Origin of the sequence: Streptomyces sp. NPDC023838, from assembly GCF_040639555.1 — a bacterium.
Taxonomy (GTDB): Bacteria; Actinomycetota; Actinomycetes; order Streptomycetales; family Streptomycetaceae; genus Streptomyces.
Window position 1 is genome coordinate 196,200 of record NZ_JBFAAD010000013.1, and the last position, 8,010, is coordinate 204,209.

At 70.1% G+C, this 8,010-nt stretch carries 2 protein-coding genes, 1 tRNA gene, 1 rRNA gene and 2 pseudogenes; 1 reads left to right on the plus strand and 5 read right to left on the minus strand.

The genetic code is table 11. From position 1 onward, the window contains the following. Positions 1-55: 55 nt before the first annotated feature. Positions 56-1,129 (minus strand): annotated as a pseudogene (locus AB0G17_RS18715) (HAMP domain-containing protein); the annotation flags it as partial. 42 nt (positions 1,130-1,171) lie between these two features. Next, positions 1,172-3,916, minus strand: a pseudogene (locus AB0G17_RS18720) (HAMP domain-containing protein); the annotation flags it as partial. A 231-nt stretch (positions 3,917-4,147) separates the two neighbouring features. On the opposite strand from AB0G17_RS18720, the gene AB0G17_RS18725 reads away from it, so the two are divergent. Beyond that, a complete protein-coding gene (locus tag AB0G17_RS18725; protein WP_361383347.1) occupies positions 4,148-6,850 on the plus strand; it encodes a SpoIIE family protein phosphatase in 2,703 nt (900 codons plus the stop codon). Positions 6,851-6,961: 111 nt separating this feature from the next. Here the strand turns inward: AB0G17_RS18725 and AB0G17_RS18730 are convergent. The 3 genes from AB0G17_RS18730 to rrf all read right to left on the minus strand — a co-directional run. Then, positions 6,962-7,034 (minus strand) — tRNA-Thr (locus AB0G17_RS18730). Between the two features lie 112 nt (positions 7,035-7,146). Then, the gene (locus AB0G17_RS18735; protein WP_361383350.1) at positions 7,147-7,824 is read right to left on the minus strand and encodes a DegT/DnrJ/EryC1/StrS family aminotransferase; all 678 of its coding nucleotides are present in this window, start codon (positions 7,822-7,824) and stop codon (positions 7,147-7,149) included. 98 nt (positions 7,825-7,922) lie between these two features. Beyond that, positions 7,923-8,010 (minus strand): 5S ribosomal RNA (gene rrf / locus AB0G17_RS18740); the annotation flags it as partial.

Consider the following 8,010-nt stretch of genomic DNA (forward strand, 5'->3'; position numbering starts at 1 on the left):
TGAGCAGTACCTCGGTCTTGGAGTTGACGCTGATCGTGTTGACGCTGGTCGCGATCATCTCCGCGATCTGGTTGAGGAAGTCCTTCTGGATGTGGGTGAACGGCTGGAACGAAGCCAGCTCGATCACGCCGAGCACCTTGCCCTCGAAGAGCACCGGCAGCACGATCACATGCGCGGGCGGCGCCTCCCCGAGACCGGAGGAGATCTTCAGATACCCCGGCGGCACGTTCTCCACCAGGATCGTGCGCTTCTCCTCCGCCGCCGTGCCGATCAGCGTCTCGCCGGGCCGGAACGAGGTGGGCATCGAGCCCGCCGAGTACCCGTAACTCCCGCGCATCTTCAGCTCGTACGGGCTGTCCTCGTCCCCGCCGACGTCGGTGGAGCCACCGGTGGGCAGGGCGAGGAAGAACGCGCCGTGCTGGGCCGAGACCACCGGGGTGAGCTCGGTCATGATCAGGGAGGCGACGTCGTCGAGGTCGCGGCGGCCCTGCATCAGGCCGGAGATGCGGGCGAGGTTGCCCTTGAGCCAGTCCTGCTCCTTGTTGGCGACCGTGGTGTCGCGCAGGTTGGCAATCATCGTGTTGATGTTGTCCTGGAGGGCCTGGATCTCGCCCGCCGCGTCCACGTCGATCTTGAGGTTGAGGTCGCCGCGGGTCACCGCGGTGGCGACGGCCGCGATGGCGCGCACCTGCCGGGTCAGGTTCCCGGCCATCTCGTTCACGGACTCGGTGAGGTCGCGCCAGGTGCCGTCGACGTCACGTACGCGCGCGTGGCCGCCGAGCTGCCCCTCGGTGCCCACCTCGCGCGCGACGCGGGTCACTTCCACGGCGAACGAGGAGAGCTGGTCGACCATGGTGTTGATGGTGTTCTTCAGCTCCTGGATCTCACCGCGCGCGTCGATGTCGATCTTCTTGGTGAGATCGCCCTTGGCGATGGCGGTGGTGACGGTGGCGATCTGGCGCACCTGGCCGGTGAGGTTGTCGGCCATGGAGTTCACCGACTCGGTGAGGTCCTTCCACGTACCGGAGACGCCGGGGACGCGCGCCTGGCCGCCCAGGATGCCGTCGGTGCCCACCTCGCGCGCGACCCGGGTGACCTGGTCGGCGAAGGACGACAGGGTCGTCACCATCGTGTTGACGGTGTCGGCGAGTTCGGCGACCTCGCCGCGCGCCTCGACCGTCACCTTCTTGGTGAGGTCGCCGTTGGCGACGGCCGTGGAGACCCGGGCGATGTTGCGCACCTGGTAGGTGAGGTTCGCCGCCATCAGGTTGACGTTGTCGCTGAGGTCCTTCCAGATGCCGGTGACCCCGCGCACCCGGGCCTGGCCGCCCAGGATGCCCTCGGTGCCCACCTCGCGCGCGACCCTGGTGACCTCGTCCGCGAAGTTGGAGAGCTGGTCGACCATCGTGTTGACGGTCGTCACCAGCTCCAGGATCTCGCCCTTGGCGTCGACGGTGATCTTCTTGGAGAGGTCGCCCTTGGCGACCGCCGTCGTCACCTCGGCGATGTTGCGCACCTGGAACGTCAGGTTGTTCGCCATGAAGTTGACGGACTGGGTGAGGTCCTTCCAGGTGCCCGAGACGCCCTGCACCTCGGCCTGGCCGCCCAGGATGCCCTCGGTGCCCACCTCACGGGCCACCCGGGTCACCTGCTCCGCGAAGTTCGAGAGCTGGTCGACCATCGTGTTCAGGACGTTCTTGAGCTCCAGGATCTCGCCACGCGCGTCCACGTCGATCTTCTGCGACAGGTCGCCGCGCGCCACCGCCGTGGCGACCTGGGCGATGTTGCGGACCTGGGCGGTGAGGTTGCCGGCCATGCCGTTCACCGAGTCGGTCAGGTCCCGCCAGACACCGGCCACGCCCGGCACCTGCGCCTGGCCGCCGAGGCGGCCGTCGGTGCCCACCTCGCGCGCGACCCTGGTCACCTGCTCGGCGAAGCCGGACAGCTGGTCGACCATGTTGTTGATGGTGTTCTTCAGTTCCAGGATCTCGCCGCGCGCGTCCACGTCGATCTTCTGCGACAGGTCGCCGCGCGCCACCGCTGTGGTCACCTGGGCGATCTGGCGCACCTGGGACGTGAGGTTGCCCGCCATGAAGTTGACGGAGTCGGTCAGTTCCTTCCAGGTGCCCGAAACGCCGTCCACCCGGGCCTGACCGCCGAGCCGGCCCTCCGTGCCCACGTCCTGTGCCATCCGCGTCAACTGGGCGGCGAACGACGCCAGCTGGTCGACCATCGTGTTGACGGTGTTCTTCAGCTCCAGCATCTCGCCGGAGACGTCCACCGTGACCTTCTGCGACAGATCGCCGTTGGCGACCGCCGTCGTCACCTGCGCGATGTTGCGCACCTGACCGGTGAGGTTGCGGAACGCGTTGTTGACGGAGTCCGTGAGGTCCTTCCACGTGCCGGCCGCGCCCGGCACCTCGGCCTGCCCGCCCAGGCGCCCTTCGACGCCCACCTCCCGGGCCACCCGGGTCACTTCGGAACCGAACGACTGAAGCTGGTCCACCATCGTGTTGACGGTGTTCTTCAGCTCCAGCATCTCGCCCGCGACGTCGACCGTGACCTTCTGGGTCATGTCGCCGTTGGCGACCGCCGTCGTCACCTGGGCGATGTCCCGCACCTGCGTCGTCAGATTGCGGAAGACCGTGTTGACCGAGTCCGTCAGGTCCTTCCAGGTGCCCGCCGCGCCCGGCACCTGCGCCTGACCGCCCAGCAGACCCTCGGCGCCGACCTCGTTGGCGACCCGGGTCACCTCGTCGGCGAACGTCCGCAGCGTCTCGGTCATCTGGTTGATCGTCTCGGCGAGCTGGGCGACCTCCCCGCGCGCGTTGACGGTCACCTTCTGCGACAGGTCACCATTGGCGACCGCCGTCGTCACCTGCGCGATCCCGCGCACCTGGGCGGTGAGGTTGCCCGCCATCAGGTTGACGGAATCCGTCAGGTCCTTCCACACGCCCGCGACCCCGGGCACCTGCGCCTGGCCGCCCAGCTCGCCCTCGGTGCCCACCTCGCGCGCGACCCGCGTCACCTCCGAGGAGAACGAGGAGAGCTGGTCGACCATCGTGTTGACGGTGTTCTTCAGCTGGAGCATCTCGCCGGCGACGTGCACGGTCACCTTGCGCGACAGATCGCCCTTGGCGACCGCCGTCGTCACGAGAGCGATGTCACGTACCTGGGCAGTCAGCCGGTACGCCATCGTGTTCACCGAATCCGTGAGGTCCTTCCACGAACCGGACATTCCACGCACCTGCGCCTGGCCGCCGAGCTTGCCCTCGGTGCCGACCTCCAGTGCGACCCTCGTCACCTCGTCGGTGAACGCCGAGAGCTGGTCGACCAGGTTGTTGACGGTTCGCCCCACTTTGAGGAACTCGCCGCGCAGCGGCCGCTCGGCGTTGTCCACCCCGTGCGAGCGCAGGTCCATGCGCTGTTCCAGATCGCCCTCGGCGACCGCCGACAGCACCCTGCCGACCTCGGAGACCGGCCTGGCCAGATCGTCCACCAGCGCGTTGGAGGCGTCGATGGCGGCCGCCCAGGAGCCCTCACAGGCCCCGTTCTCCAGCCGCTCGGTCAGCTTCCCCTCCCGCCCCACCATCCGCCGTACCCGGGCGATCTCACCGGTCAGATGGAGATTGCGGTCGGCGACCTCGTTGAACACGGCGGCGATCTCGGCCATCACCCCGTCCCCGGAGACGGTCAGCCGCTTGCGGAAATTGCCGTCCCGCATCGACGCCAGTGCGGCGAGCAGCCGCTGCAGCGCAGCGGTGTCCACCTCGGTCGTCCCCTTGCCGCGGGGCCGTCCGCCCTTCGCACGCGTGCTCTTGCCACGCGCCGCCACGCCAGACTCCACCGTGTCCCTCCCGCAGGGGTCGACCGCCCTCGTCGGGCTTTCTTCGAAGCCTTCCCAGTGTTTCACCATGGCCGAACCCGGCCATAACAGTTCGGCAGCTTCGCATACCGTCCCCGCCCTCGGAGGGCGGAAACACTGGTGACCGGCATCCGCCAGGACAGCGAAGGTAAGTAACCTGGCTTCCGGCTGTCCAACCGCCCCGGTCCGTCCGAAGGCGGGAGCGCCCCCTGCTCCTCTGAGCCCGGGGTGCTGCGGACGCCACAAGGACGACCACGGGACACCGGAGGGGGCGGGCCACACATGGGAGTGTTGATTCCCGGGGGGCACCTTCCCGGACCCCGGCCGGGGAAACCGGGTGTCGAGACGCGTACGAGGAGTTCTGTGATCACCGCGCGGGCGGAAGCCAGCTTCGAACCCGTCGGGCGGTCCGTCGCGACCGCCCGCGCCTTCGTCCGCGACACCCTCCAGGGCTGGGGGTACGCGGACGTCGTCGACGACGCCGTCGTCCTCACCAGCGAGCTCGTCACCAACGCGGTCGTCCACGCGGGCACCGCGGCAGACGTACTGTGTCTGCGCTCCGAGGACGGCGTCCGGGTCGAAGTCGCCGACCATTACCCCGAACGGGAAATTCCGCTCCACGCCTCCCCCGCCGAGATCGCCGGCCCGGAGCGCGAGAACGGCCGCGGCCTCCTGCTGTGCGCCGCCCTCGCCTCCCGCTGGGGCGTCGAGTACACCCCCACCCAGAAGCACGTCTGGTTCCAGCTGGACCTCCCCGCCCGCCGGGTGGGCACCCGCTCGGCCGGACCGGCCCTGCCCGTGGAGCTGCTGCCCGTCGCCGACGCCCGGGTCCGCGTCGCCGTCATCCAGATCGACCGCACCGGCGCCGTCCGCGCCTGGAACGAGGACGCCGAGGACCTGTTCGGCTACCCGGCCGAGAAGGTCACCGGCAAGCCGCTCACCGACTTCGCGGCCTGGCCGCACACCCCCGGCACCTCCACCGGCATCGTCGAGGCCCTGCAACTCTCGCGCTGGGAGGGCAGTTACGGCATCCGCGGCGCCGACGGCCGCGTCCTGCCCGTGTACGCGTCACATCTTCGGGTACGCGACACCAATGGCGAGCCCTCCACCGTCTGCCTGCTGGTCCGCGACGACGAGCGGGCCGTGCTGCAGACCCCCGTGCGGCCCCCCGCCACCGATCCCGCCGCCATGGGCGAGAGCCGCAACGTCGACCCCTTCGAGGTCTTCATCGGCTCCCCCGCCCCCGACGACCTGGACGGACTGCTCCAACGGACCGTGGAACGCGCCCGCGACATGCTCGACGGCGACGCCGCCTTCCTGCTCCTGGCCACCGACGACGAGACCGAACTCGAAGTACGCGCCACCACCGGCCTCCCGTCCGCCCGCCAGCGCTTCGCGCGCGTGCCCGTCGAAGCCGGCACCGGTCGCTACGGCTCGGCCAGGATGCCCGCCGTCCACGAGGACCTCGCGGCCGTCCCCGGCGCCGTCCCGATCCTCGGCGGCTCCGGCATGCGCTCGGTCGTCACCGTCCCGCTCAAGGTCGAGGGCCGCCTCACCGGCTCCCTCGGCGTCGCCGCCGAAGCGCCCGGGCGCTACTCCAACGAAGAAGCGTTGCGCCTCCAGTTCGCCGCCGACCGCATCGCGCTCGCCGTCGAGTCGGCCCGCCTGGGCGAGCTCGAGCGGCTGCGCCGGGGATCGCTGAGCTTCCTCGTGGAGGCCTCGGACCTGCTGGCGGGAACCCTGGACCGGGACCAGACGTTGGCCCTGATGGCACAGATGACCGTCCCCACCCTCGCCACCTGGTGCGCCGTCTACACGATCGCGGACCAGGCCTCCGAACCGTACCTGTCCTATGTCCTCCACGAGGACGAGGAGCGCATCGACGGCCTCAAGGCGCTCCTGTCCAAGATCGACCCGCCGGAGCCGGTCCCCACCCCGGGCGCCCGCGTCTGGGCCGCCCCCGGCGAAGCGGCCCACCAGGCCGCGCTGCGCACCTCGATGCGCGACCTCGACCGCGGCACCAGCCCGCACCTGGGCAGCGGCCTCGGCACCACGCTGTCCACGGCCGCCGCCGTCGGCGGCGAAACCGTCGTGCTGCCCCTGGTCGCCCGCAACCGCGTCATCGGCATGCTCACCCTCGGCAAGCCCTCCGACGACCACTTCCGCCAGGAGATCCTGGAACTGGCCGAAGACCTCTCGCGCCGGGCCGCGCTCGCCCTCGACAACGCCCGCCTCTACTCGGAGCGCATGGCCATCAGCCGCTCCCTCCAGCGCAGCCTGCTGCCGCCCGGCCTCCCGCAGATCCCCGGCGTCGAGGTCGAGGTCATCTACCGCGCGGCCGGCGAGGGCAACGAGGTCGGCGGCGACTTCTACGACCTCTTCCCGATCCGCGACGGTGCCTACGGCTTCGCCATCGGCGACGTCTGCGGCACCGGCCCCGAAGCTGCGGCCGTCACGGGCCTGGCCCGCCACGCGCTGCGCCTGCTCGCCCGCGAGGGCTTCGGCGGCCCGGCGGTCCTGGAGCGCCTCAACGCCGCGATCCTCGACGAGGGCGCCCGCAGCCGCTTCCTGACGCTCCTTTACGGCGAGTTGTGGCCGCAGGAGGACGGCAGCGCGGTGCTGAAGGTGGTGTGCGCGGGCCATCCGCTGCCGCTGCGCCTGCGCCAGGACGGCACGGTCGAGCCCGCGGCCGAGCCCCAGCCGCTGCTCGGCGTCATGGAGGACCTGGAGCTGTACGAGCAGACGATCACCCTGGACCCGGGCGACGTCCTGCTCTGTGTGACCGATGGCATCACCGAGCGCCGAGAGGGTACCCGGATGCTGGGAGACGACGGTCTGACCGACGTCCTCGCCACGTGTACGGGCCTGACCGCCGGCGCCGTTGCGGCCCGCGTCCTGCGCGCGGTGGAACGCTTTGCCGCCGAGCCCGCGTCCGACGACATGGCGATCCTGTCGATGCGGATCCCGGAACAGCCCCGGCATTAACGGTGCCGGGCCCGGGGACCGACAGGACCCAGGGGCCACCGCCAACCGGTGGCCGTAGGAACGCGAAAGGCCCCGCCCAATCGGGCGGGGCCTTTCATCGTCTTGCTTCTGAGCCCCCATGCGGAATCGAACCGCAGACCTTCTCCTTACCATGGAGACGCTCTACCGACTGAGCTATAGGGGCCGGTTGTTGTTTCGGGGTTTCCCCCTCACCAACGAGGTAAAGCATACCCCGAATCAGATAGTGGTCCGAACCACGCTCGCCCGTTCCTCCGACGCTCTTCCCAGCGCCCCCCTCACGCGGGCTGAAGCAGCCCTCCGAGCGCGTTGCAGACCGAGACCAACTTCCGTACGCCCGCGTCGGAAAGCCCGTCGAGGCGAGGCAGCGCGAGCGTCTCGTCCACGGCCCGCTCGGTCTCCGGCAGCACACACCCGACCCGCCTGAACTCCCGCGTCCGGTGTACCGGCGTGACCACGGGCACCTCGCACGCGACCCCGCGCCGCAGCAGCAGCCGCGCGAACGCGTCCCGGTCGGGCCGACCGTTCCCGGGCACCCGGACGACATAGCGCTGATACCCGTGCCCAGCGGCCGGTACGGGCGTGCGTACGCCGACGAGCCGCCGGTCCAAGTACCCGGCCCGCTCCCGGCGTTGCACGACGTCGCCGCCCTCGCCGTCGTCCTCGTCCTTCTCCACCAGCAACAGCCCGAGCCGCCCGGCGAGTTGCCGGAACTTCCCGGCGTCGGCGGGGTGCCCGAAGCGGTGGACGAGTACGAGCCCGACGGTCCGCGAGGTCACGACGGCCTCGATGCCCCCGACCCCCAGGCAGTACGTGTCCGGGTCTATGTCCGCGAACACCGGCAGGGCTCCGGCCGCCACCACGGCCCGGGCCACCGCACCGTCGTCGTACGCCGGCACGATCACTTCGTCCCCGGCCGCGAAGCCCGCGGACTCCAGCTTTGCGATGATCCCCATAGCTGGGCATGGTGCTCGCACCATATGAACAACAGGTGATCGGGCATAAAAAAACGCGGGTCCCCGAGCCGAAGCTCGGGAACCCGCGTTGAAAATTTGTTCGGCGGCGTCCTACTCTCCCACAGGGTCCCCCCTGCAGTACCATCGGCGCTGAAAGGCTTAGCTTCCGGGTTCGGAATGTAACCG

Excerpts from the sequence above, each read along its gene's own strand:
- AB0G17_RS18735 (WP_361383350.1), bottom strand. The coding sequence starts at position 7,824 with ATGGGGATCATCGCAAAGCTGGAGTCCGCGGGCTTCGCGGCCGGGGAC.
- AB0G17_RS18725 (WP_361383347.1), top strand. The coding sequence starts at position 4,148 with ATGGGAGTGTTGATTCCCGGGGGGCACCTTCCCGGACCCCGGCCGGGG.